This is a genomic window from Cohnella thermotolerans DSM 17683, from assembly GCF_000429825.1.
Classification (GTDB): domain Bacteria; phylum Bacillota; class Bacilli; order Paenibacillales; family Paenibacillaceae; genus Cohnella; species Cohnella thermotolerans.
Map to the genome: position 1 here is coordinate 49,804 of NZ_KE386955.1, position 21,887 is coordinate 71,690.

Annotated in this window: 24 protein-coding genes; 1 reads left to right on the top strand and 23 read right to left on the bottom strand. The window is 60.8% G+C overall.

All coding sequences use genetic code 11. From position 1 onward, the window contains the following. Positions 1–135: 135 nt before the first annotated feature. The 16 genes from G485_RS0117795 to G485_RS0117870 form a co-directional block, all read right to left on the bottom strand. Complete coding sequence (locus G485_RS0117795) at positions 136–663, bottom strand: cell wall elongation regulator TseB-like domain-containing protein (RefSeq protein ID WP_027093607.1); 528 nt, start codon at positions 661–663, stop codon at positions 136–138. Further along, entirely contained in the window at positions 660–1,964 is a 1,305-nt protein-coding gene (locus tag G485_RS0117800; protein WP_027093608.1) for an amidohydrolase, read from the bottom strand. The genes G485_RS0117795 and G485_RS0117800 overlap by 4 nt, the downstream gene beginning before the upstream one ends. Beyond that, positions 1,961–2,623, bottom strand: coding sequence for a redox-sensing transcriptional repressor Rex (locus G485_RS0117805; protein WP_027093609.1), 663 nt, complete (start codon positions 2,621–2,623; stop codon positions 1,961–1,963). The genes G485_RS0117800 and G485_RS0117805 overlap by 4 nt, the downstream gene beginning before the upstream one ends. Beyond that, on the bottom strand, positions 2,620–5,526 hold the full coding sequence (gene dinG, locus G485_RS0117810) for an ATP-dependent DNA helicase DinG (protein ID WP_027093610.1): 2,907 nt from the start codon (positions 5,524–5,526) through the stop codon (positions 2,620–2,622). The genes G485_RS0117805 and dinG overlap by 4 nt, the downstream gene beginning before the upstream one ends. Before the next feature lie 43 nt (positions 5,527–5,569). Continuing rightward, positions 5,570–6,214 carry a tetratricopeptide repeat protein gene (locus tag G485_RS0117815; RefSeq protein ID WP_027093611.1) on the bottom strand — a complete coding sequence of 215 codons (645 nt, stop codon included), beginning with the start codon at positions 6,212–6,214 and terminating at the stop codon, positions 5,570–5,572. Between the two features lie 67 nt (positions 6,215–6,281). Beyond that, positions 6,282–6,665, bottom strand: a complete 384-nt coding sequence (panD, locus tag G485_RS0117820) for an aspartate 1-decarboxylase (RefSeq protein ID WP_027093612.1) — start codon at positions 6,663–6,665, stop codon at positions 6,282–6,284. 5 nt (positions 6,666–6,670) lie between these two features. Beyond that, a complete protein-coding gene (panC, locus tag G485_RS0117825) occupies positions 6,671–7,579 on the bottom strand; it encodes a pantoate--beta-alanine ligase (RefSeq protein WP_027093613.1) in 909 nt (302 codons plus the stop codon). After that, positions 7,576–8,439, bottom strand: a complete 864-nt coding sequence (gene panB / locus G485_RS0117830) for a 3-methyl-2-oxobutanoate hydroxymethyltransferase (protein WP_027093614.1) — start codon at positions 8,437–8,439, stop codon at positions 7,576–7,578. The genes panC and panB overlap by 4 nt, the downstream gene beginning before the upstream one ends. Positions 8,440–8,734: 295 nt before the next feature. Then, positions 8,735–9,706 carry a biotin--[acetyl-CoA-carboxylase] ligase gene (locus G485_RS0117835; protein WP_027093615.1) on the bottom strand — a complete coding sequence of 324 codons (972 nt, stop codon included), beginning with the start codon at positions 9,704–9,706 and terminating at the stop codon, positions 8,735–8,737. Beyond that, positions 9,703–11,004 (bottom strand): CCA tRNA nucleotidyltransferase, encoded by a 1,302-nt coding sequence (locus G485_RS0117840; RefSeq protein WP_035157160.1) that lies wholly within the window; start codon positions 11,002–11,004, stop codon positions 9,703–9,705. Before G485_RS0117840 ends, G485_RS0117835 begins: the two co-directional genes overlap by 4 nt. Positions 11,005–11,040: 36 nt before the next feature. Next, positions 11,041–12,204, bottom strand: coding sequence for an N-acetyl-alpha-D-glucosaminyl L-malate synthase BshA (gene bshA, locus G485_RS0117845; RefSeq protein ID WP_027093617.1), 1,164 nt, complete (start codon positions 12,202–12,204; stop codon positions 11,041–11,043). 117 nt (positions 12,205–12,321) lie between these two features. Continuing rightward, positions 12,322–13,038, bottom strand: coding sequence for a bacillithiol biosynthesis deacetylase BshB1 (bshB1, locus tag G485_RS0117850; protein ID WP_027093618.1), 717 nt, complete (start codon positions 13,036–13,038; stop codon positions 12,322–12,324). Next, complete coding sequence (locus G485_RS0117855) at positions 13,035–13,457, bottom strand: methylglyoxal synthase (RefSeq protein WP_027093619.1); 423 nt, start codon at positions 13,455–13,457, stop codon at positions 13,035–13,037. Before G485_RS0117855 ends, bshB1 begins: the two co-directional genes overlap by 4 nt. Positions 13,458–13,484: 27 nt before the next feature. After that, positions 13,485–14,288, bottom strand: a complete 804-nt coding sequence (gene dapB / locus G485_RS0117860; protein ID WP_027093620.1) for a 4-hydroxy-tetrahydrodipicolinate reductase — start codon at positions 14,286–14,288, stop codon at positions 13,485–13,487. 5 nt (positions 14,289–14,293) lie between these two features. Beyond that, positions 14,294–14,842, bottom strand: coding sequence for a tetratricopeptide repeat protein (locus G485_RS0117865; RefSeq protein WP_027093621.1), 549 nt, complete (start codon positions 14,840–14,842; stop codon positions 14,294–14,296). Between the two features lie 53 nt (positions 14,843–14,895). Continuing rightward, positions 14,896–15,264, bottom strand: a complete 369-nt coding sequence (locus G485_RS0117870; protein ID WP_051318390.1) for a nucleotide pyrophosphohydrolase — start codon at positions 15,262–15,264, stop codon at positions 14,896–14,898. Between the two features lie 173 nt (positions 15,265–15,437). Here G485_RS0117870 and G485_RS0117875 point away from each other — a divergent pair, with 173 nt between their 5' ends. Further along, on the top strand, positions 15,438–16,310 hold the full coding sequence (locus G485_RS0117875) for a YitT family protein (protein WP_027093623.1): 873 nt from the start codon (positions 15,438–15,440) through the stop codon (positions 16,308–16,310). On the opposite strand, the gene G485_RS0117880 is transcribed toward G485_RS0117875, so the two are convergent. The 7 genes from G485_RS0117880 to G485_RS0117910 form a co-directional block, all read right to left on the bottom strand. Beyond that, entirely contained in the window at positions 16,258–17,217 is a 960-nt protein-coding gene (locus tag G485_RS0117880) for a sporulation protein YpjB (RefSeq protein ID WP_027093624.1), read from the bottom strand. The genes G485_RS0117875 and G485_RS0117880 overlap by 53 nt on opposite strands. 43 nt (positions 17,218–17,260) lie before the next feature. Then, on the bottom strand, positions 17,261–17,929 hold the full coding sequence (locus G485_RS0117885) for a DUF1405 domain-containing protein (RefSeq protein ID WP_027093625.1): 669 nt from the start codon (positions 17,927–17,929) through the stop codon (positions 17,261–17,263). An 84-nt stretch (positions 17,930–18,013) separates the two neighbouring features. Beyond that, positions 18,014–18,886 carry a menaquinol-cytochrome c reductase cytochrome b/c subunit gene (locus G485_RS0117890; RefSeq protein WP_027093626.1) on the bottom strand — a complete coding sequence of 291 codons (873 nt, stop codon included), beginning with the start codon at positions 18,884–18,886 and terminating at the stop codon, positions 18,014–18,016. A 21-nt stretch (positions 18,887–18,907) separates the two neighbouring features. Further along, positions 18,908–19,579 (bottom strand): menaquinol-cytochrome c reductase cytochrome b subunit, encoded by a 672-nt coding sequence (qcrB, locus tag G485_RS0117895; protein WP_027093627.1) that lies wholly within the window; start codon positions 19,577–19,579, stop codon positions 18,908–18,910. 17 nt (positions 19,580–19,596) lie between these two features. After that, on the bottom strand, positions 19,597–20,133 hold the full coding sequence (locus G485_RS0117900) for a Rieske (2Fe-2S) protein (RefSeq protein ID WP_027093628.1): 537 nt from the start codon (positions 20,131–20,133) through the stop codon (positions 19,597–19,599). A 263-nt stretch (positions 20,134–20,396) separates the two neighbouring features. Further along, the gene (locus G485_RS0117905) at positions 20,397–20,825 is read right to left on the bottom strand and encodes a DUF2487 family protein (RefSeq protein WP_027093629.1); all 429 of its coding nucleotides are present in this window, start codon (positions 20,823–20,825) and stop codon (positions 20,397–20,399) included. A 22-nt stretch (positions 20,826–20,847) separates the two neighbouring features. Further along, positions 20,848–21,810: an alpha/beta fold hydrolase gene (locus G485_RS0117910; RefSeq protein ID WP_027093630.1), complete on the bottom strand. Its 963-nt coding sequence runs from the start codon at positions 21,808–21,810 to the stop codon at positions 20,848–20,850. Positions 21,811–21,887: the final 77 nt, after the last annotated feature.

Genomic DNA, 21,887 nt, shown 5'->3' on the forward strand with positions numbered 1-21,887 from the left:
GTCCGTACGGCTTGGAAAAGTCTTTGTCCGTTCGCCCCTGCCGGGGTTCAATTATAGTAAGGCTTTTACCGATCCCCTGCTACTCTTCGTCGATCTCTTACTCCGGTTCAGTAGGCAGCCAGCCTCAATGCCCTGTTACTTGCCGGGCAGGTCGTATGTCTTCAGCTTCGTGCCGTCCTTGAAGGAATAGAAGTCGATCGCTTCCCGCTTCGTGGACGGATCACTGACGTAGCGGACTTCCCAGGCGGGCTGGCCCTGGAACCATCCCGGCAAAATCCGGACGATCTCCTGGCCCGGATGGTCGGCGTTGAAACGATCGACGATCTGCTCGCGGGACAGACCGTCATCGGCTTTCTCCTTGACGATTCCGTCGGCCCGCTCCCAGACGTACCATTTGACGCCATCGGCGTCCTTCCCTATTACGACCCAGACGGATTCGTCCCAAACATGCTTGACCGCATCCAGCGTCTCCTTCATTCCCGCTTCCGATTTGGCGAGACGGATCGCCTCGGTTCTCTCGCTCTCATAATCGGCGTTGACCGAACGAATGTACAACACGAACGCCACGCAGACGAACAAGACGAAGCAGACGGACAACCAGATCCAGCGGCGGACGGACATCACGGGAGCCCGCTTGTGGCTCTCGGCACGGCTGAGCCTCATTGGCGAAGCCTCTCGAACGAGCGCTGCGCTTCGAAACGGATGCGTTCCGCGTCCATTGTCAGCAGCTCCCGATTGCGCAGCAGCTGCTTGCCGTCGACCCATACGTGGGCGACATCGGCGCCGCTCGCCGAATAGACGAGATGGGAGACGTAGTCGGTGGCCGGCACGAAATGCGCCTTGGCGATGGATAGCGCGATGAAGTCCGCCTTCATGCCCGGCTTCAGCATGCCGACGACGCCCTCCAGCCCGATGGACTTAGCCCCGTACACAGTAGCCATTCGGAGCGCTTCCGCCGCCGGCACTGCCGTCGGATCGCCGGAGACGCCTTTGTGCAGCAACGCTGCGAGCCGGATCTCCTCGAAGAGATCGAGATTATTGTTGCTCGCCGCGCTGTCCGTGCCCAGCGAGACCGTTACCCCGGCGCGCAGCAGGTCCGGCACTCGGGCTACGCCGCTTGCAAGCTTCAGATTGCTCACCGGATTGTGCGAGACGGCGACGCCCCGTTCCGCGAGCAAGGCGATTTCCTCGTCGGTCAAATGGACGGCGTGAGCGACGAGCGCAGGACGCGAGAACAAGCCGAGACGGTCGAGATGCTCCGCGGGACGCACGCCGTAATCCCTGACGTTCTGGGCGACTTCCGCCGCCGTCTCCGACATATGGGTGTGCATCGGCAAGCCGAGCTCGTGCGCGGCCGCGACGATGCGCTCGATGTAATCCGGCGGACAGGTGTAAGGCGCGTGCGGAGACATCATCGCCCGAATGCGGCCGTCCGCTTGGCCGTGCCAGTCGCGGGCGAATTGAATGGCGTCGTTCAGCTTCGCGGTTTGAACGTCCGGCGGACAGAGCCCGATGACCCCGCGCGTCAGGCTGGCGCGAAGGCCGCTAAGCTCGACGACTTGGGCCACCCGGTCCATATGGTCGTACATGTCGACGAAGGCGGTCGTCCCGCTCAGAATCATCTCCATGGCCGCAAGCGAGGTGCCCCAGTAGACGTCGTCGCCCGTAAACTTGGCTTCCATCGGCCACATATGGTTTTCCAGCCAGTCCTGAAGAACGAGATCGTCCGCGAGGCCTCTCAGCAAGGACATCGCCGCATGGCCGTGCGTATTGATCAGTCCGGGCATGAAGAGCAAATCCTTGCCGTTCACGATTTCCTTCGCCTTCGCCCGTTCCTCTTCCGGCGCTTCCCCGGCGCCCATCGCCGCGATCGCCCGCCCTTCCACGGCCATCCAGCCTTCCAGCTTGGGCCGCTCGGGGTCCATCGTCACGAAAATGCCGTTCTCAATCAGCCATCGGTTCATTGTCGATTATTCCCTTCGTCCATATCCTCTTGGTCAAAATTCATATAATAGGCCAAACTCAGCAGGTCCGCCGTAAAATCCGTTTGATGAATGCGAACGCCCGCGGGCGTCTTCAGAACGGTCGGAGCAAAATTGAGAATGCCCCGGATACCGGCCTTCACGAATTGGTCCGCGACATTCTGGGCCGCCGCCGCCGGCACGGTGATGATGCCGATCGTAATGTCCTTCTCCGCGACCGTCTCGTCGAGCTCTTCCATCGGCTGCACGGTCAAATTGTTGATCACCATGCCGATTTTGGACGAGTCCGCGTCAAAAATGGCGATAATTTTCATATTGTCCTTCAAATACATATTGTAATTGGACAAAGCCCGGCCGAGATTGCCCGTCCCCACCAGCGCCACGTGCAGCGGGCGGTCCAGCTTCAGAATCTGGCGAATTTTCTCGATCAGATAGTTTACGTTGTAGCCGACGCCTTTGCGTCCGAAGTCGCCGAAATAAGCCAAGTCTTTGCGGATTTGGGCCGGGTTCAAATTCAACTTCTCGCCCAAATCCTGCGAGGATACCGTTTGAATGCCGCTCTGACTCAATTCGTTCAAAAACCTCAAATAAACCGGCAGTCTGCGAACGACCGCTTCGGATATTTTAACCTGCTTCGTCATTCGCCCTCTCCTTCCTCGTTTGTCGCGACAGCCCGCCCGGACGCGCCGAGCCATTCCTTCACCCGCGGCACGAGTCCGGACAGAGGCAAGTGCTCGATCTTCGGGCCGGGAAGTGAATATAGAAAATATTTGCCGTAGTTCGTGTCGATCACCCGGGTATCGTACAAAATGACGATCCCCTTGTCGGTGGCGGTGCGAACAAGACGCCCGAATCCTTGCTTGAAGCGAATGACCGCCTGGGGCAGCGACAGCTTCATGAACGGGTTTTTGCGTTCCGCCTGGAGCTTCTCGGATTTCGCTTCGATGACCGGATGGTTCGGCGGTTGAAAAGGCAGACGGACGATCGCCAGGCACGTAAGCGCGTCCCCGGGCAGATCGACGCCCTCCCAGAAGCTGCTGGTGCCGAGCAATACCGAAGCCGGCTGCTCCATAAACTGCCGCGTCAGCCGGCTGCGGCTGCCGCCGTCGACGCCTTGGCCCATGACCTCGATTCCGCTCGGAGCAAGCCGTTCCTTCAGCGGGACGTAGACGGTCTTCAGCATCCGATGGGAGGTGAACAGGACCAGCATGCGGCCTCCGGTCGTCTCGGCGACTTCGGCCAGCGAATCGGCAAGCGCCCGCAAAAATTGCGGGTCGCCGTTCGGCCCGCGGATGTTCGGGAAATCCCGCGGAATGAGCACGAGCGCCTGCTCCCGATAATTAAACGGAGAAGGAACCTGCGCCGTCCGCAGACGGCCCTCGCGCTCCGAAGCGTCGAGCCCAAGCTGCTCCTTCACGTATTGGAACGTCTTGTCCACCGTCAGCGTTGCCGAGGTCAGCACGACGCTCGATTTGCGGTCGAACATGCCTTCCTTGAGCAGCCGGCTGACGTCCGCCGGAACGCCGTACAACGTAACGGAACGGCTGCGGTATTGGGTATGGCCCTCCATCCAGTAGACGAAATCGGGATTGCCAAGGCTCACGAACGACTGGAGATCGGCTCGGAGCGAAGTCAAATCCTTTAAAGTGCCGTTCAAATCGGTCAGCAAGCTCTGAACGGCCAGCTCGTCCGTGCGCTCGCGGATGTCGGCGATCATCTTGTCCAGGGGCCGCAGCAAATCGCTTAACAACTGAATCGTATTGTGGCCGTCGACGAGATGGTCGTCCCAATCGGCCGGCAGTTGATTCGGCTTCAGCCGCAACGTCAGATTGCCGCTCTCGTCCGCCGCCGACTCGGCGGCGAGCAAGCCGAACAGCCGATCCATCCAACGGTCCCACGATTCGCGAATGTCGTGCACCTTGGAGGCTGCTTCTTCCAGCTTTTCGAGCCAAACCTGCGCTTGTTCCTCCCCGGAGCTGGCGAGCAAGCTGGACAGATGGGGAAGCTGTCCGGTGCGCGCGTCCTTCCATAGCCGCAGCAGCGGATTGAGCAGGGACGAATAGGCGGTCCGCTGCCCGAGATGATGGCTCGCCACTTCCTCCAGGTGGTGCGCCTCGTCGACAATGAGGCGGTCGTAGGAAGGCAGCAGCCGGCTCTCGGCGCGCATGTCGGTAAAGACGAGCGCATGGTTCGTAATAATGAGATCCGCCTTGTTGGCTTCGTTGCGGGCTCGATGGTAGAAGCATTTGCGGAACCAGGGACATTGCCGGTTCAGGCAGGAATCGGCGTCGCTTGCGACCGCGTTCCATTCATCCTTGGCGCGGCCCCCGATATTGAGCTCCTCCGCTTCGCCGCGTTCGGTCTCGGTGAGCCATACGGCCATCTGCCCGCGCGCCACCGCCTCTTCCCGAGACAACGCCGTTTCCGGCACATGCATTTGCTGCTCGAATTTGCGCAAGCATAAGTAATTGCTGCGGCCCTTGAACACCGCGGCCTTGAAAGGTACCGGCAGCACCTTCTGCAATAGGGGCAAGTCTCGCTGCCGCAATTGTTCCTGAAGTTGAATCGTATGAGTGCTGACGACGATTTTTTTGGATTCCTTTAATCCATAATAGAGAGAGGGAAGCAAATAGCCGAGCGACTTCCCCGTTCCGGTTCCCGCTTCCACAAGAAGATGCGAATCTTGTCCAAGCGCTTCCAAAACTTCGGAGAACATGATCTCCTGCCCTTCCCGGGCCTCGTACGAAGGGAGAAGCTCCTTCAGCTTGCCGCGGACGGAATCGACAAATTCGGGAAACTCCGTAGCGGACAGAACATTCCGGACATCGCGAGCGTCGTCTTCGCTTTTTTCCTTGGCGGAATCGTCTTCCGTCCAATCGGCGATCTTCATGGCGAATTGGCGGTAATATTGGTAGTCTTCCTCCGCGACCGCCGGGTTCGCTTCCCGCCAGGCGGCGAGATCGGCGAGCAGCCAGCCCAAATCGTCGAGCTCGGGATTGAACAGCGAAGCGAGCCGCTGCAGCGTCAGAAGCGGGAGCGAGCGCAGCCGCTCGACGCACTTCAGGAACACGGCCGAAGTGGCCAGCGCGTCGCTGTCGGCCTGATGCGGGCGGTCATGAAAGACCCCCAGGCTATGCGTCAGCGACGACAAGCGATAGGACGATTGGGTCGGGTAAGCCAGGCGGCTTAATTCGACGGTATCGATCATGCGCCCCGCAAAAGGCAAATAGCCGCACCGGTCAAGGGCGGCCTGTAAAAAAGCGGCGTCGAATCCGACGTTGTGCGCGACAAGCACGGCGTCCTGAAGGAGCGGAACGAGTCCGGCCAGCATCTCCTCCAGCATCGGTGCTTCGCGTACGTCTTCGTCGCCGATGCCCGTAAGCCTCGTGATCCAATCCGGAATCGGCTTCTCAGGTTTGACCAGCGTGGCGAAGACGTGGTTGACGGCGCCCGTCTCGTCGATGAGAGCCAATCCCGCTTGAATAATTTCATCTTGGTCGGGAGAAGTTCCCGTCGTTTCAAAATCGAGAACGGCGAATTTCATGCCTTACTTCCTTTCTAGGCATCGAACCTTGATCCTGGCTTCGTCAGGACAGCACGAGCGCCTGCATTTCCGAGGAGCCGAAAAGCAGCTGCAGCCGGCCGGATCGGCTTTGGCAAGTTTCCAGATTGCGGCGGGGATCCTCGAACGACGGATCGGTCTCCATCGCCATCCGGAAATAGCGCTCCGCCTGCTTCAAGTTGGCGTATACCGCCTGGATGCAGCCGAGGGCGTTGTATGAGATCGCCCGCAGCTTGACATCCTCCGTCAAGGCCGCAATGAACTGGAAATGGCGCTGCGCCTCGAGGAACTGCTCCAGATGCATCCGGCACATCGCGAGGAACAGTCGGGCTATGTTCAGCTCCGGCTCCTGCATCAGCGTCTGCTCAAAATAAACGGCGCCTTCGCGGTACATCTGCAGCTTGAAATAGCCGAGGCCTTTGACATAAGGTCCCACCAGCTCTTCCGCGCCGCCCGGGGCGGGACCGGTCTCCGCTTCTTGCTTCAGATCGCGATACGCCGCCATTTTGTCTTCAAATTGAAGCCATGCTTCAATGATAACATCACTTAACGATTTTAACACGTTCCACCGTTCGTCGAGCTCGTTTTTTTCTTCGTCGGAGGCGTACGGATAACGGCGAAGCAAGTCGTCCAGCGTATCGTTCATGGCGGCAAACCATTGTTCGATCATTCCGGCTCCCCCTAACGCGTTCGGTTGTACTCGTCATTCTGCGTTACGGGGGGTGGTTTCATACGCGTTACAAGACGGTCGAATGAGGCTCCTCCGCCATCAACCGGGACACCCGGTTGGCCTCGTCCATGATCGCCACTTTCGGACGATGGACGCGGGCTTCTTCGTCCGTCATATAGCCGTAGGCGATAATGATGACGATGTCGCCGGGTTGAACGAGCCGGGCGGCCGCGCCGTTCAGACAGACGACGCCGGAGCCGCGCGGCCCCGGAATCGCGTACGTTTCGAAGCGGGCGCCGTTGTTGTTGTTGACAATTTGCACCTTCTCGTCGGGCAGAATGTCGACGGCGTCCATCAAATCCTGATCGATCGTCACGCTGCCGACATAATTGAGGTTGGCTTCGGTTACGGTAGCCCGGTGTATTTTGGACTTCATCATTTGGCGGAACACGGCGTTCACCTCTTCTCGGCAGTCAGTAAAATGTTGTCGATCAACCGCGTTTGGCCGAAACGGACGGCCACGGCGACCAACACGGAATCGTTCTTCAAAACGTCCTTCAGCGGACGGTCGGCATCCGGCGGCACCAGGTCGGGATAGAGCAGCGCCTCGACATAGTCGATATCCGCAAGCGGCTGCTCCCCGATCCGCTCCCGCATGCGCCGGGTCAATTCGGATGCGTTCGCCCCCTCCTCGATCCAGCCGGGCACGAGCTTCAGCGTCTGCGACAGCGACAGCGCTTGCTTCCGTTCCTCGGCGCTCAAATAAACGTTGCGGGAGCTAAGGGCAAGACCGTCCGCGTCGCGCACGATCGGGCAAGGCACGATCTCGACGGGCATATTCAAATCTTCTACCATGCGGGTGACGACCGCCACTTGCTGGGCGTCCTTCAATCCGAAATAAGCGCGGTCCGGCTCCACGATATGAAGCAGCTTGGAGACGACGATCCCGACGCCGTCGAAGTGGCCGGGACGGCTCGCGCCGCACAGCCGCTCGGTAATGCCGCTGACAATGACGGACGTCTTCGGCGGGCGGGGATACATCTCCGACACTTGCGGCATAAAGATCAGGTCGGCGCCCGCTTCCCCCGCGACAGCCACGTCTCTTTTCTCGTCGCGCGGATAGCGTTCGAAATCTTCGTTCGGGCCGAACTGCAGCGGGTTGACGAAAATGCTGAGCACCGTCAGGCCGTTCTCCTTCGCGCTGCGGCGCATAAGGCTCGCATGGCCCTCGTGAAGGTAGCCCATCGTCGGCACCAGACCGACGGTCGCCTCCGGACCCGCCGCGAGGCGGAACGCCCGGATCTCCTTCCTCAGCTCGGCGATCGAACGGACGATGCGGGGAGCGGATACAAGCGCGGATTTCATTTGGATTCGCCTCCGTACAAGGAATCGGATAATTGCAGGGCGGTTTGATCGTCGAGCCTGAAGCCGTTGCGTTCCTCGGGAAAGCTTGCGTTTTTGACGTCGTTTACATACCCGGCAATGGCGCTGCGGATCGTCTCCCCGACGTCGGCGTACGTTTTGACGAAGCGCTTGTCGCGAATGCCCGAGCCGTACCGGATCATGTCATGGTATACGAGCACCTGCCCGTCGCACCCCCGGCCCGCTCCGATGCCGATCGTCGGAACGCCGATCGCCTTCGTCACGGCCGCCGCCACCGGCTCCGTCACCAGTTCCAGCACGACGCCGAACGCGCCCGCCTGCTCCAGCGCTTTGGCATCGGCGATCAGCTTTTGCGCTTCCTCTTTATCTTTGCCTTGCACCTTGTAGCCGCCGATCTGAAGCACGGACTGCGGAGTGAGCCCCAGGTGCCCCAGCACGGGAATGCCCGCCGAGACGAGCCGGTGCACTTCGTCCGCGATATCGGCGCCGCCTTCCATCTTCACCGCGTGAGCGCCGCCTTCCTGAAGCAAGCGGGCCGCATTGCGCAGCGCCGCTTCCGGTCCGAGCCGGTACGTGGCGAACGGCATATCCGTCACGATCATCGTGCCGGGCGCGCCGCGAACGACCGCGCGGGTGTGATAAATCATGTCGTCAAGCGTCACCGGAACCGTCGTGTCGTAGCCGAGCACGACGTTGCCGAGCGAATCGCCGACGAGAATGGCGTCGATGCCGGCTTCCTCGGCCAGACGGGCCGACGGATAATCATAGGCCGTCAGCATGGCGATTTTCGTTCCTTGCGCCTTGAACGCCTTCCATTTCGGCGGTGTGAGCGGTTGTTTCATCGGATGATACGCCTCCCGCAATCAAGTATAAAAAACAAAAAACCTTCATTTTTGCCCATGAGCAAAAAAAGGTTTCCATTCAGCAGGAGCGCTTCACGTCCTTCTGTCTCGGTCCCTTCGGCTCAGAGCAGAATCCGCCGCGAATCATCACGGTATTCAATTCCGTTGCCCGACGGCTGCCGGGCGTTCATGCTTCCTTATGGTCTCCGCAAGTGCAATTCGTCAACCGATACCGCCTTGCGTTCATCATTATAACACCGTTTGTTATTCCCGTCCATGAGCGGGCGAACCGGTGTCACCGGTCGCCCACTTCGGCGGAATAGACCGTCCGGATCGAGCCGTCCGCGAGCCGCACCCGCAGCCCTCCGAGATCGTCGAGCTCCAGCGGAATCCCCTCGATTGTCCCATGCGGGGTCTGCAGCGTCGCGGGGCGACCGAGCGTGACCGAATGCGCCTCCCACAGCGCTCGGATCGGCGCAAAGCCTTGAGCCGCGTACAGCTCGTACAGCTTCTCGAACTCTTCCATCGCGGCCGCGACGATCTCGACGCGATCGACGGGCCGGCCGGCGGCCATCCGCAGGGAGATGGCCTTCTCCAACACTTCCGGGGGGAAGTCTTGCTCCTCCAGGTTGACGGAAATGCCCATGCCGGCGACGACATAGCGGATACGCTCGTCTTCGGCCGCGGATTCCAGCAGAATGCCGCTAATTTTGCGCCCGCCGACGAGCAGATCGTTCGGCCATTTGATGCCGATCTCGAGCGGCACGACCCGCGCGATCGCGCGGCTTAGCGATACCGCCGCCAGCAGCGTCAGCTGGGGCGTCATATGAAGCGGGACGCTTGGGCGAAGCAGCAGGCTCATCCAGACGCCTTTGCCTGCCGGAGACACCCAGGACCGGCCCATCCGGCCGCGGCCCTTCGTCTGCTGCTCGGCCAGAACGAGCGTCCCTTCGGGGGCGCCCTCCTCCGCCAGCTCGCGCAGCACGTCCTGCGTCGACGGCACTGCGTCGAATACGCGCAGATGCCGGCCGAACGAACGGGTCGTCAGACGGTTCGCCAGCTCGGTCGGCGACAAGCGGGAGGGACGCTCCACGATGCGGTAGCCGAGCCTCGGCACCGCCTCGATGACGTAGCCTTCCGCCTCCAGCTTGCGGATTTGCTTCCAGATCGCCGTGCGGCTGACGTTCAGCTTGCGGCTGATCTCCTCCCCCGAGACGAAAGCTCCCGGCTTCTCTTCCAGCAGCGATAAGAGCGGCGATTGATTCATCGTTCATCATCCTTTTGCGCGACTTGCGTCAAAACGGTTTTCAAAGCTTCCGGCTCGTTGGGCACGTCTCCCAAGGCGACCAGCTCCAGCAGCCGCTTCAGCGTTGCGGCCACCCACGGCCCCGGCGGCCGGTTCGCCAGCCGAACGGCCTCGTCGCCCCGAAGGGCGAGGTCCTGCAGCCGGCGAACCGGCATTTGGCCGAGCCAGCGCTCGGCCAGCTCCGCCGCCCGGCCCGCGGAGGCGTTGTCGCCGCCCGCAAGCGCGGGCAATGCGCGGACGAGCGCGATCCAGCCTTCGGCCGCGGCGGTTCCGTATTCGAGCGCGGCGCGAATCCAGGCCGTCCGCGCCGCCTCGGCCCCGCCCGCGCCGTCTCCGGCGGCAAAGTCGAAACCGGCCTCCTCCAGCCTGCGATGGAGGCCGACGACCGCCGCGATCGCCTCCCCGCGCTTCGCGCTGAACCGAAGCGTCCGGGCGTGCTCCAGCGCCTCGGCCGGTCCCGCTCCGGCGATCGCCAGCAGCGCCGCCCAGCGAAGATCCGCCGCCGCAATGCCGGACATTCCGCTTAAGCCGTAAATCTCCTCCTCCGGCGGAAGGGCATGCGGCAGCGGCTCTTTGGCGCACGCGAGAAGGCCGCTGCCGGCGAGCAGAGACACCGCCCGGCCCGGATCGCGGCCTCCGATCATTTTGTCGAGCTCGCTGCCGACCCGCTCCATCGACACATGCCGCAGACGCTCCTTGCGGGCGATGAGCCCGCTCCATGTGCCGGCTTCCAGCTCGAAGCCGAATTCGGCGGCGAACCGCACGGCGCGAAGCATCCGGAGCGCGTCCTCGCCGAACCGCTCTTCCGCGTCGCCGACGCAGCGGACGACGCCGCGGCGCAAATCTTCCGCGCCTCCGAACGGGTCGACCGTCGAACCGTCGGACCCGAAAGCCATCGCGTTGATCGTAAAATCCCGCCGCGCGAGGTCCTCGCGAATGTCCTTGACGAACGTCACTTCGTCCGGATGGCGGGAATCGCTATATTCCTTCTCTTGCCGGAACGTCGTCACTTCAAACGACGAGCCGCCGTCCAGCACCGTCACCGTCCCGTGCTTCAGCCCCGTCGGAACGACGCGCGGAAACAGCGCCGCCACCTCTTCCGGCCGTGCGGAGGTGGCGATATCGATATCGCGAAGCGGCCGGCCGAGCAGCCTGTCCCTTACGCAGCCGCCGACGAGGTACGCTTCGTGCCCCGCCTTCTCGAGCGCGCGAACGACGGCCAGTCCCGCCTCCCACGCGCTTTCGCCGTTATGCTCCATCGATCCGCCATTCCCTCCCGGTTCCCGGGCACCGGCTCATGCCTCGCATACCGGCAAGGGCACTTCCGCCTCGATGCCGAGAACCCGATAATAAATTCGCTCGTATTGCGCCATGATCCGATCGTTGCAGAACTCCGACCGAGCCCGCGCCAGGCATGCCTCGCGGAATTCCGCATACAGCTTCGCGTCCGTCAGCAGCCGGACGGCGTTCGAGGCCATCTCCTCCGTCTTGCCGATCGGAGAGAGGAAGCCCGTCTGCCCGTCGACGACCAGCTCGGGAATGCCTCCCGCCACCGAACCGATCGTCGGCACGCCGCACGCCATCGCTTCCAGGGCGACCAGACCGAAGCTCTCCTTCTCGGAGGGCAGCAGCAGCAGATCGGCCATCGAGATCACTTGCGCCACGTCGTCCTGCTTCCCCATATAATGAACGCGGTGGCTCAGTCCCATCGCATCGATTTTCGCCTGGATTTTGGGCATATCCGGACCTTCCCCGACGAGCAGCAGCTTGCTCGGCACTTTCGCGCTCACCTTGGCGAAAATGTCGACGACGTCGCCCGTCCGCTTGACCGGACGAAAGTTGGAAATATGCATCAAAATCTTCTCGTGCGGGTCCGCATAGTCCGCCCGCAGATCGGAGCAAGAGCGCGGATAGTAGACGCGTTTGTCCACGAAGTTGTAGGTCAGGTCGATCGGCTCCCGGATATCGAGCAGCTCCCGCGTCTCCCGAATGAGATCTTCGCTGACCGCCGTTACGGCGTCGCTGCTGCGGATGCCGAGACGGATGATGTCCTTGAGCGATTCGTCCTGCGCCAGCACGGTAATGTCCGTTCCGTGAAGCGTCGTGACCACCTTGAGCCGGCCTCCGGACATCATCTTGGCCAGCAGCGCGCAGATGGCGTGCGGAACGGCATAGTGGACGTGAAGCAGATCGAGCTGCTGCAGCCGGGCGACCTGGTGCATCTTGCTCGCGAGCGACAGATCGTAGGGAGGATAGCGGAATACGTAATAATCCGAAACTTCGACTTCGTGATAGAAAATGTTGCGCTGAAACTTGCCGAGACGAAACGGCATGCCGCTTGTAATGAAATGAATCTCGTGCCCCTTCTCCGCCAGCAGCTTGCCCAGTTCCGTCGCCACGACGCCGGAGCCCCCCAGCGAAGGATAGCAGGTAATGCCGATTTTGAGCGGTCGCTTCATTCGCATTCCTCCTTCCTGTATCTTATTCCCCGGACGCTTGCCTTCTTGCCCCGGTCCGGGCTTCGATCCGCCCGATTCGGCATTTGGCGCGCCATGCCGTCTTAAAGCGCCGATCGTTCAGAAACCGTCGATTGCAACCGGTCCCTTCGGAATAAAGCCTTCGGCGTAGGCGAACCGCTTCGGCTGTCCGAACAGCCGGTCTCTCGCGATTACGTTGTCCAGATAGCCTTGCGTGAGCGGGGTTTGCACCCAATCCTGCTGATCGCCGGACGGTTCGAATTGCGAGCGGTAAGCTCGCAGCGCTTTCATTTTCTGCTCGTGAACGTCCGTGACGTCGAGCACAAGCTGAGGCGCATGAACGTCATTTATAAAGTAGAAATAGAGCATGTCGGCCGTCCACGCCGGCTCGTCGGGCTTATAGCGCCGGAGCTTGGCGTTGAACACCGCTTCTTCGACCATGCGGCTGCACTTCACATGGTCCGGATGGCGGTCGATATAGTAAGGCGCGAACACGTTGCGGGGCCGGTAACGGCGAATCGCCGACACGAGCTTGTCCACCTGGCTTGCTTCCAGCCGCAAGCCCCGGTCCGGCAAGCCGAGGTTTTCCCGCACGGTGAGGCCCAGCACGGCAGACGCTTCCCGCGCCTCTCTCTGACGCGTGTCGACGTCGCCGTTGGACGACATTTCCGCGTACGTCAAATCGATCAAGCCGACCTTGAGGCCGTCCCGGATCGACTTGGCGATCGTTCCGCCCATGCCGATCTCCGCATCGTCCGGATGCGCCGCGAACACGAGCATATCCAAGCCGTAATCGTAGGATGCCTTCGCGCTCATTCTTCGATCCCCGGCTTGTATTTGTGAACGAGCTCCCGCCAGGCGAAGTCGCCCCGCTCCAGGCACTTCACCAGCAATTCGGCCGTGGCGATGTTGGTCGCCACCGGAATTCCCTGCACGTCGCAAAGCCGCAGCAAAGCGGTAATATCCGGCTCGTGAGGCTGCGCCATGAGCGGGTCGCGCAGGAAAATAATGAGATCCATCTCGTCCTGCGCGACGAGCGCTCCGATCTGCTGGTCGCCGCCCAGCGGCCCGGACATGAAGCGGTGGACGGAGAGCGAAGTGCTCTCCATGATCCGGGTGCCCGTCGTCCCCGTGGCATACAGCTTGTGCGGTTTCAGAACATGCTCGTAAGCGATGACGAAGTTGACCATTTCGTCCTTTTTGCGGTCGTGCGCGATCAATGCGATTTGCATCATGGCAACCGTATCCCCTTTTCCTCGGCGTTAGTCTAGAAAATGCTCGAAGCCGTAAACGAGCCCCGTCGTCTCCATCACTTTTTTGATAGCGGTATTGACCCCCGGCATATAGCCGGCGCGCTCGTAGGAATCGTGGCGGATTTTGAGCGTTTGCCCGTGGCCTCCGAACACAACCTCCTGCTGCGCGAATACGCCCGGCAGCCGGACGCTATGTATGCGGAACCCGTTGTAGTATCCGCCTCGCGCCCCTTCGAGAATCTCTTCCTCGTTCGGGTTCCCCTGGCGGAACTCGCGTCTCGCCTCCGAGATCCATTCCGCCGTCTTGATCGACGTTCCGGATGGGGCGTCCAGCTTCTGGTCTCCGTGATATTCAATAATTTCGACATGAGGTAAATATTTGGCCGCCATTGCGGCAAACTTCATCATAAGGATCGCCCCGATGGAGAAATTGGGCGCGATCAGGCCGCCGATGCCGCCGGCTCGGCACTGCTTGTCCAATTCGGCGATTTGCTCGGGGGTAAATCCCGTCGTCCCGATGACCGGACGAACGCCTCGGCGGATAGCCGCTTCGGTGTGCGGAACGGCGAATTGCGGGCTGGTAAAATCGACGAGCACGTCGGGCTTCGCCGCGTCCAGCGCGGCTTCCAGGTCGGCCGTCACGATGACGCCGGTATCCGGCTTGCCGACGAGAGAGCCGGCGTCGACCGGTCCGGCCGACCTGGCGATGGCCGCAGCCAGCTTCAGTTCGGGATCTTCGAGCACCATTTTGACGACTTCGCGGCCCATGCGCCCGGAGGCGCCCGCAACCGCGACGGTAATGCGTTGCGACATTCGATTCACCTGTCCCTTTTTCGATGGTTGGATGGATTGAGCTGTTTGAGCTTTCTTCGGCGTTCGGATCGCACCTCGTGAAGCAATCTTCGCGCCTCTTCGTATTGCGGATTGAGCTGGAGAGCGTCCTGAATCGCCTCCAAGGCTTGGCCATAATCGCCCAGCAGTCGGTAAGCGGCGCCGAGCAGCAGCCGGGCGTCGGCCGCCAGCGGATCCAGCCGGAACGCCTCGCGCAGCAGCCCGACCGCCGGTTTCGCCTGCGGAGGGCTTTGCGTAAGCAGCGCCTGCGCCTCCGCGATCTTCTGCCGAGACTGCAGCAATCGCAATTGAAATGCATAGGCCGGTTCGTACGGAGCCAGTTCCGCCGCCCGGCGGGCGTACGCCAGGGCCGAAGCCAATCTGCCGCTTCTGGCAAGCGTAATCGAGCCTCTGTAATAGTAGGACGGATTGTTGGGATCCGCTTCCACCGCACGTTCGAACCAAGCCGCCGCCGCTTCGAAATCGCCGCGGAAGATCGATTCGTACGCTTGTTGAACGCAGCTCTCCCCGTTCATGCCGGACCATCCTCCTCTCTTGCTTGCCTTGGGGATGGTACAGCATATGATCGCTACGGATTGTCGGTGTCCTTCTTCGTCCAACGGTTCGCGTCCCGCGTATTGAATTTATGCATAACCCGATTGTGCGCTTCCGTCAGGTCGATGCCTAAGGAATTGGCGAAGCAGAGGACGATGAACAGGACGTCGCCCAGCTCCATCTCGACCGAATTGTCGGCTTCCTCCGCCTTCTTGGGCTTCTCTCCGAATTGGTGATTGACTTCCCGGGCCAGCTCGCCGACTTCTTCGGTCATTCTCGCCAGCAAGGCAAGCGGAGAAAAGTAGCCTTCTTTGAATTGGGTTATGTAAGCGTCCACTTCACGCTGGATTTCGGCCAGCGTCTTCTCGGCGAGCGGTTTGCCGACGATTCGAGACTCTCCCATCGTGCGCTTCCTTTCTTTGGAGCATTCCGATTATAATCGATTTGAACGAGTCGCTTCGCGCGTATCGCCTTCGACAGATATCGGGCGCAGGCGACCGCCGGAAGCGTGTCAATCCTATGTTAGCCTAAGATGCCGGCAAAGACAAATGCAATTTCGTACGGGGAGCCATGTCTATGAACGGAATGCGATACAAAGAAGCTTTGCGGACCTGGACCGTTCTCGCCCTGGGAGCGGCCATCTATGCGTTCGGAATCGAATACTTTATTCTTCCCAATAGGCTGATGGAAGGCGGCGTTACCGGGATAACCGTCTTGCTGCAATACGCGGCGGGATTGCCGCCGGCCGCGACGACGCTCGCCATCAACCTCCCTTTGTTCGTGTTCGGATGGCGCAAACTCGGGCGCGAAGCGATGATTTATACGATCGGCGGCACGCTGCTCTTGTCCTTGTTCCTGTGGATTTGGGAACAGACGATCGATCGGGGCTGGATCAAGCCGTTCACGACCGAGCACGATTTCATCCTGGTCGTCCTGTACGCGGGCGTCACGCTCGGAGCGGGGCTCGGGCTCGTCTTCCGCTCTGGCGGTACGACGGGAGGCGTCGATATTATCGCACGGATCGTCCATCGCTGGCGGGGATGGAGCATGGGGCAAATCATCCTGGCGATGGACATCGTCATTCTCGGCAGCTCCCTGCTGTTCATTCCGAAGGAGAAAGTGCTGTATACGCTGGTCAGCGTCTTTATCTCGTCCCGGGTCATCGACTTCATCCAGGAAGGCGCTTATGCGGCCAAAGCGTTCTCGATTTTGTGCCGGGAGCCCGAGAAGCTGGCCGCGACCATTACGCGAGAGCTGGACCGGGGCGTGACGCTGCTCTCCGGTATCGGAGCGTATTCGGGCGAACGGCGCATGATGGTGTACTGCGTCGTCAGCCGATTCGAGATCCGCAAATTAAAAAGCCTGGTCCGCCAGCATGACAGACAGGCTTTTATCGTTATAGCCGACGTGCACGATGTGCTAGGGGAAGGCTTCCGCGAGGAGGAATAACCCATAGCCATCGGCGTCCCCGGCCGGCCCCGTCTTGAGCGCCGCCGCTGCCGCCCTTCGGGTGATCCCGGTCGTAGCGGTAACGCCGCCATCCCGCCCAGGACAAAATCGTGACGATGATCGATCCGATCGTTGCGGTAAAGCCCCAGGTCGGGGGCATAACCGCCGGAACCGCGGTCGGCTCCTCGTTCCCGGATGGGAACAACCCCTCCATCGCCTCGCGTATGTTCGCAGGCAAGCCCTTCAGCAGCTTCGGATCGGGCCGGTCCGGCTTCAACACCCGTTCCGCGTACCGCATCACCGAATCCGCGCGCTCGATCACGTAGGGCTCCCGGCTCAGCGCGGCCGCCGTCCGGATCAACCGGTAATGCTCTTCGACCGACTCGAACGCCTTGCGCGCCGCCGGCGATGCCGATTCGGGCTTCGTCCCCAATCCGGCTTCCAGCGACCGCACATCTTCCCTTAGGATCGAACGATATTGCAGCCAGATCGGCTTCTCCGGATTCGCCAGCGCATCCGCTGCCAGCCGCAGCGCGCCGGCCGCCTGCTCGATCCGATCATCGTCGGGCGTCACGGACGCGAGCGCCCGCTTCATCTCCGTCACACTTCCCGCGAGCGCCTGAACGCCTTCCGCCGTGGCGATCCCGGTCATGGGCAAGCTGCGGAACGCGTCCTCCAGCTCTTTCAGCGCCCGGGTCGCCTGCAGCCTGTCCGTTTGACGCAACGCCTCGTACAGCGATTCGGCCGACCGGTGGAACGCGCCGATCGCCGCAGCCCCCGATTCGCCGGCGGCTGCAGGTTCCGCGGAAGCGGCCGCCGGACCGCCGAGCAGCGCCAGCGCCGCCAGCAGGGCGAGCGCGATGTTCCGAATCCATGCTCCGCTCTCGCGCGTCTCCGAATATGGCATGGACATCCCCTCCTGCCAACAGCCTATGAGGGGATGTCCATCGTTAGAACCGCTTGTTCGGAACGAGCGCGGCGCCGCGCTTCATTCCCGGCGCGAACCGGGCCCACGCCGCGACCGCAACGCTGAGCGCGGTCAACATAAACGTAAACCACGCTACGCCGGCCAAATCGTCCTGAAGCTCGAACGGAAGATAGGGATAAACGCCGAAGCCGTAGTCCACGGCGTCGTTCAGGAACGTCCATGCCGCGGCGGCGGCAAGCGCCGCCCCGCCGAAGCCGAAAAATCGCGCATACAGAACCGCGCAGATCGCCATCGCGCCGTGAGAGACGACCAACATCCAATGCTGCCAGACGAGAACGTCCCCTTGCGCGGCCCCCGCAAAAATGATCGCGGCCGCCCAAACGCCGTATTTGATCGAGGTGACGACCGCCAGCGCCTCCACAAGGCTGCGGACAGCCCTTCCCCCACTGGATGCGGGCCGCTGCGGACGAATCCACAGCCAGAGAAGCGCGATCGTGAAGAACAGCGACGCCGTCGGGCTGTCGGGAACGAACGGGAGCTGCCAATGCGGATGCTCGTTCCAAGTGTCGTTCAGCTGATCCCGATACCAGAGGTAACCGTATACCGTGCCCGGAACGTAAAAAATCGTCAGCAGCGTCAGCAGCGTCGGATGAAGCAGGAACGCCTTCGAGAAATAATACCTCAAGCCCATCGATGTCCCTCCGTTCGTTCGGACGGCTTGTCCTGTCGATTGTGAAAAAACCTGGCCAGGGCGGCCAGGTTATTCTCCTTGCGGTTATTCGGCGGCTTCCGCCTTCTGCTGGGACAGCCAGGTCGCGATTTGGTCGATCTCCGCCTCGCTAAGCTGACCTTTGAAGGAAGGCATCGCGCCGTTCGCGCGTCCGTTCGTAATCGTGTCGACGATCTCGTCCTTGCTGAGCTTGTCGCCGATACCGCGAAGCGAAGGACCGCCTCCGCCTTCCAACTCGTTGCCGTGGCAGGCGATGCACTGCGCCTTCTGCATGAGCGAGAACGCGGGATCGTCGGCCTTGACCAGAGCGACTTCCTTCTCCTTGCCGGGAATCCAGCGTCCCTTGCCTTGCTCGATGGACTCGCGGTTCTTCTCTTCCCGTTCGATATGCTCCGGCGTGACGCCGTTCTTCTCCAGCTCTTCCTGGTAGTGATCCCAGGATACCCACGTGAGGTAAAAGCTGGCGATAAGCGAGACGATCATCAGCGACGAAGCGATCGGACGGCGGTAGAAGCGGCGCTCCTTGCCGGTGTCGAGGAACGGCGCCAGGAGCAGGCCGATGAACGCGATGCCCGGGATGCCGATCGTGCCGAGCACGACGTAATTTTCCGACGTGTACGGATATTTCAGCAATTGATAGATGAACAGGAAGTACCAGTCCGGCATCGGAATGAACGACCCGTTCAGCGGATCCGCCGGATAGCCGAGCGGCGCCGGTTCCGCGATCGTCAAGACGAGGAACCCGACCAGTACGACGACGCCCGCCATCCATTCCTTGAGCAGGAAGTTCGGAATGAACGCTTCCGACTTGCCCGGAAAGGCGGTGTAGTCAGGCGGCGCCGGTCGGTTGCCCGGCTTGCGTATGCGGGAGTCGCCGACGTAGACGACTTTCTCGTTAGGGTTATGTCCGTGTGCCAAAGCTTGCCACTCTCCTCTCTCTTACAGCGGCCCGGAAATGCCCTGTTTTCGAATCATGAAGAAGTGTGCGGCCAGCAGCGTCAGCAGCACGCCAGGCAAGAAGAACACGTGGATCGCGAAGAAACGGGTGAGCGTTTGCGCTCCGACGATCGTGCCTCCCGCCAACAACTCCTTGATATAACTCCCGATCCAAGGAACCGAGCCCGCGATTTCCATGCCGACCTTGGTGGCGAAATACGCCTTGTTGTCCCACGGCAGCAGGTAGCCCGTGAATCCGAGGCCCAGCATGACGAAGAAAATGAGCATGCCGACGACCCAGTTCATTTCGCGCGGCGCTTTGTAGGAACCGGTAAAGAACACGCGCAGCGTATGTAAGAACATCATTACGATAACCAGACTTGCGCCCCAGTGGTGCATGCCGCGGACGATGCCGCCGAATGCGACCTGATGCTGGAGATAGTCGACGCTGTAGTAGGCGTTGATAATGTCTGGCACGTAATACATCGTCAAAAACATCCCCGAAAGGATCTGAATGACGGTGATGAAAAACGTCAGGCCGCCGAAGCAGTAAACGAAAGCGGAGAAGTGATGCGCCGGGTTGACGTGCTCAGGCACCTCGTGATCGGCGATGTCCCTCCACATCGGCGTGACATCCAGACGTTCGTCAATCCAATTGTACATGCTTTTGAACATGAGACGAAACGCCCCCCTTATTTAACCCGTGTGTTAGGCTCGAGCGGACCGAGGTATACCCAACCGTTCTCGACTTTCACTTCGTACTCGTCCAACGGCTTGGGCGCCACCTTTAAATTTTTCCCGTCCTTCGTATATCGTGCTCCGTGGCAAGGACAGTGGTACAGGTTCGGCGCCTCCGAACCGCTCCAGCTAATCGTACAGCCGAGATGCTTGCACACCGGAGACAAGGCGAAAATCTTGCCGTCGTCCCCCTTGGCGATGTAAGCTTCCAGCTTCGGATCGCTCTCGTACCAGCCGTCAACCTGGTGAACTTTGAAAGACACCTGCTTCGGTTCCGTGGTGACGTCCTTCTCTTCGATAACCTTCACGAACGCGCCGGTCTGCTTCTTCGTCAGAATCGGATCGACGGCAAACCGCAGCATCGGCAGAACGGCTCCCATACTCATGAATGCGGTTGCGCCGCCCAGCGTATAAGACAGAAACTGTCTCCGTGTCATTTCTTTGCGCTTGATCGGCTTGTGCGCGGTTTCATGCTGCTCTTTGTGGTCCATATGTTCAACCCCCTTTGCCCACCAATGTCGCGTCCCCTTCTAGGACTTCACTGTATGTTCACAAAAGACATAACTATAATAGCCCAGGCTTATGGGGGCGTCAAGAATTGCCAAAGGCGATTTGACGGAACTGTGAAAACGCCGGACTAAAATGTTCTCAATTTGTCACAATTCGCCTCGGTTTCCTCTCGCTTATTGTTGACACCGAAGGCGGAATCTTATTCGCCTTCCGCATACAATCGCCGCACGCTCGTTTTAAGCGCTTACGCTCCGTTATTCTTCCACATCGACGTGACCGCCTGCCGGATCGCTTCCGTATCGGGAAGGGCTTCGGCGCTGCCGGGCCCGACAATCAAATCGGCGAACGGAAGCGATTCGGCCGTAAGCAGACGCTCTCCCGAGACGATGACGAGATAGCGGAAGCCGACGCTCTTGACCTTGGCGCAATAGCGCTCCAGCCGCCTCGTCTCCGCTTCGTCCTCCGGATCGTAATAATGGTAGGCCGGCAGCGTGACCGTTCTTCCGCGGAACGCCGTCTCGATCGGCGCCAGCCAGTCGCCGGCAGCGGCGATCTTGTCCGTCGCTTCGGCCGGCGTCTCCCGCCCGTTCAAACCGGAGACCGGGAGCAGGCAAGTGTCCAAATAAGGCTGCAAATCCGCCCATCGATCCGTATCCAGCTCGCTGAATTTCATAAACGTTTGACTTCCTCCCGCGTTAGAGCATTTCCTGGAAAAAGGCCATCGCCTTCTCGTCGAAGCCCGGCAGCCATTCGTGGCCGAAATCGGGATAAACGACGAACCGTTTGGGCGCCGTGATTTTGTTATAAGCCGCGAATTGGGTCGACGGCGGCGTGATCGTATCCATGAGGCCGACACCCATGAGCACTTCTCCCCGAATGCGCGGAGCGAGATGCTGGACGTCGATATAGCCTAGCTGACGGAAAAAGGCGTCTTCCCGCTCGTGCGTCGGATCGAACTTCCGGAAATAGTCCCGGATCTCCTCGTAGGCGTCCTTGGCCAAATCCATCTCCCATACCCGGCGGTAATCGCTAAGGAACGGATAAACGGGCGCGAGCCTCGCGATCCGCGGCTCCAACGCGGCGCAGGCGAGCGTCAAAGCGCCTCCCTGGGAAGCGCCGCTGGCGGCGACGCGCTTCGGATCGACTTCGGGCAATTCCATCGCGATGCCGGCCAATTGGGCCGCGTCCAGGAAGACATGCCGGAACAGCAGGTTGTCCGGATGGTCGTCCGCTCCGCGGATAATATGGCCGCGCAGCGTGTTCCCTTTCACGCCGCCGGTATCTTCGGACTTGCCGCCTTGCCCTCTGACGTCCATCGCGAGAACCGAGAAGCCAAGCGCGGCGTATCCGAGTCTCGACGTCCAGTCCCCTGAATTGCCGGCATAGCCGTGAAACTGAACGATGGCCGGATGCGGCTCCTTGGCCTGCTTCGGCTTCACGTATTGCGCGTAAATGCGGGCTCCACGCACCCCGGTAAAATATAAATCGTAGCATTCGGCAAAAGGCACCTGGAACGAAGCGGGCGTTATCGAGAGCTGCGGGTCCACTGCGCGCATCTCTGCGATGGCGCGATCCCAGTAAGCGTCGAAATCGTCCGGCTTCGGATTGATCCCCCCGTATTGCTGCAGTTGCTCCAGAGGCATATCGACCAATGGCACGTTGTTTCATCCCTTTCACGGTATGTATAGGTAGGAAACATTCCTAGTCCATCCTACTTCAAATACCGGCGGGAGGA

What these genes read in the sequence shown, in the direction of transcription:
- G485_RS0117795 (WP_027093607.1), bottom strand. Translation starts at nt 663, where the DNA reads ATGAGGCTCAGCCGTGCCGAGAGCCACAAGCGGGCTCCCGTGATGTCC.
- G485_RS0117800 (WP_027093608.1), bottom strand. Translation starts at nt 1,964, where the DNA reads ATGAACCGATGGCTGATTGAGAACGGCATTTTCGTGACGATGGACCCC.
- G485_RS0117805 (WP_027093609.1), bottom strand. Translation starts at nt 2,623, where the DNA reads ATGACGAAGCAGGTTAAAATATCCGAAGCGGTCGTTCGCAGACTGCCG.
- dinG (WP_027093610.1), bottom strand. Translation starts at nt 5,526, where the DNA reads ATGAAATTCGCCGTTCTCGATTTTGAAACGACGGGAACTTCTCCCGAC.
- G485_RS0117815 (WP_027093611.1), bottom strand. Translation starts at nt 6,214, where the DNA reads ATGATCGAACAATGGTTTGCCGCCATGAACGATACGCTGGACGACTTG.
- panC (WP_027093613.1), bottom strand. Translation starts at nt 7,579, where the DNA reads ATGAAATCCGCGCTTGTATCCGCTCCCCGCATCGTCCGTTCGATCGCC.
- panB (WP_027093614.1), bottom strand. Translation starts at nt 8,439, where the DNA reads ATGAAACAACCGCTCACACCGCCGAAATGGAAGGCGTTCAAGGCGCAA.
- G485_RS0117835 (WP_027093615.1), bottom strand. Translation starts at nt 9,706, where the DNA reads ATGAATCAATCGCCGCTCTTATCGCTGCTGGAAGAGAAGCCGGGAGCT.
- G485_RS0117840 (WP_035157160.1), bottom strand. Translation starts at nt 11,004, where the DNA reads ATGGAGCATAACGGCGAAAGCGCGTGGGAGGCGGGACTGGCCGTCGTT.
- bshA (WP_027093617.1), bottom strand. Translation starts at nt 12,204, where the DNA reads ATGAAGCGACCGCTCAAAATCGGCATTACCTGCTATCCTTCGCTGGGG.
- bshB1 (WP_027093618.1), bottom strand. Translation starts at nt 13,038, where the DNA reads ATGAGCGCGAAGGCATCCTACGATTACGGCTTGGATATGCTCGTGTTC.
- G485_RS0117855 (WP_027093619.1), bottom strand. Translation starts at nt 13,457, where the DNA reads ATGATGCAAATCGCATTGATCGCGCACGACCGCAAAAAGGACGAAATG.
- dapB (WP_027093620.1), bottom strand. Translation starts at nt 14,288, where the DNA reads ATGTCGCAACGCATTACCGTCGCGGTTGCGGGCGCCTCCGGGCGCATG.
- G485_RS0117865 (WP_027093621.1), bottom strand. Translation starts at nt 14,842, where the DNA reads ATGAACGGGGAGAGCTGCGTTCAACAAGCGTACGAATCGATCTTCCGC.
- G485_RS0117870 (WP_051318390.1), bottom strand. Translation starts at nt 15,264, where the DNA reads ATGGGAGAGTCTCGAATCGTCGGCAAACCGCTCGCCGAGAAGACGCTG.
- G485_RS0117875 (WP_027093623.1), top strand. Translation starts at nt 15,438, where the DNA reads ATGAACGGAATGCGATACAAAGAAGCTTTGCGGACCTGGACCGTTCTC.
- G485_RS0117880 (WP_027093624.1), bottom strand. Translation starts at nt 17,217, where the DNA reads ATGCCATATTCGGAGACGCGCGAGAGCGGAGCATGGATTCGGAACATC.
- G485_RS0117885 (WP_027093625.1), bottom strand. Translation starts at nt 17,929, where the DNA reads ATGGGCTTGAGGTATTATTTCTCGAAGGCGTTCCTGCTTCATCCGACG.
- qcrB (WP_027093627.1), bottom strand. Translation starts at nt 19,579, where the DNA reads ATGTTCAAAAGCATGTACAATTGGATTGACGAACGTCTGGATGTCACG.
- G485_RS0117900 (WP_027093628.1), bottom strand. Translation starts at nt 20,133, where the DNA reads ATGGACCACAAAGAGCAGCATGAAACCGCGCACAAGCCGATCAAGCGC.
- G485_RS0117905 (WP_027093629.1), bottom strand. Translation starts at nt 20,825, where the DNA reads ATGAAATTCAGCGAGCTGGATACGGATCGATGGGCGGATTTGCAGCCT.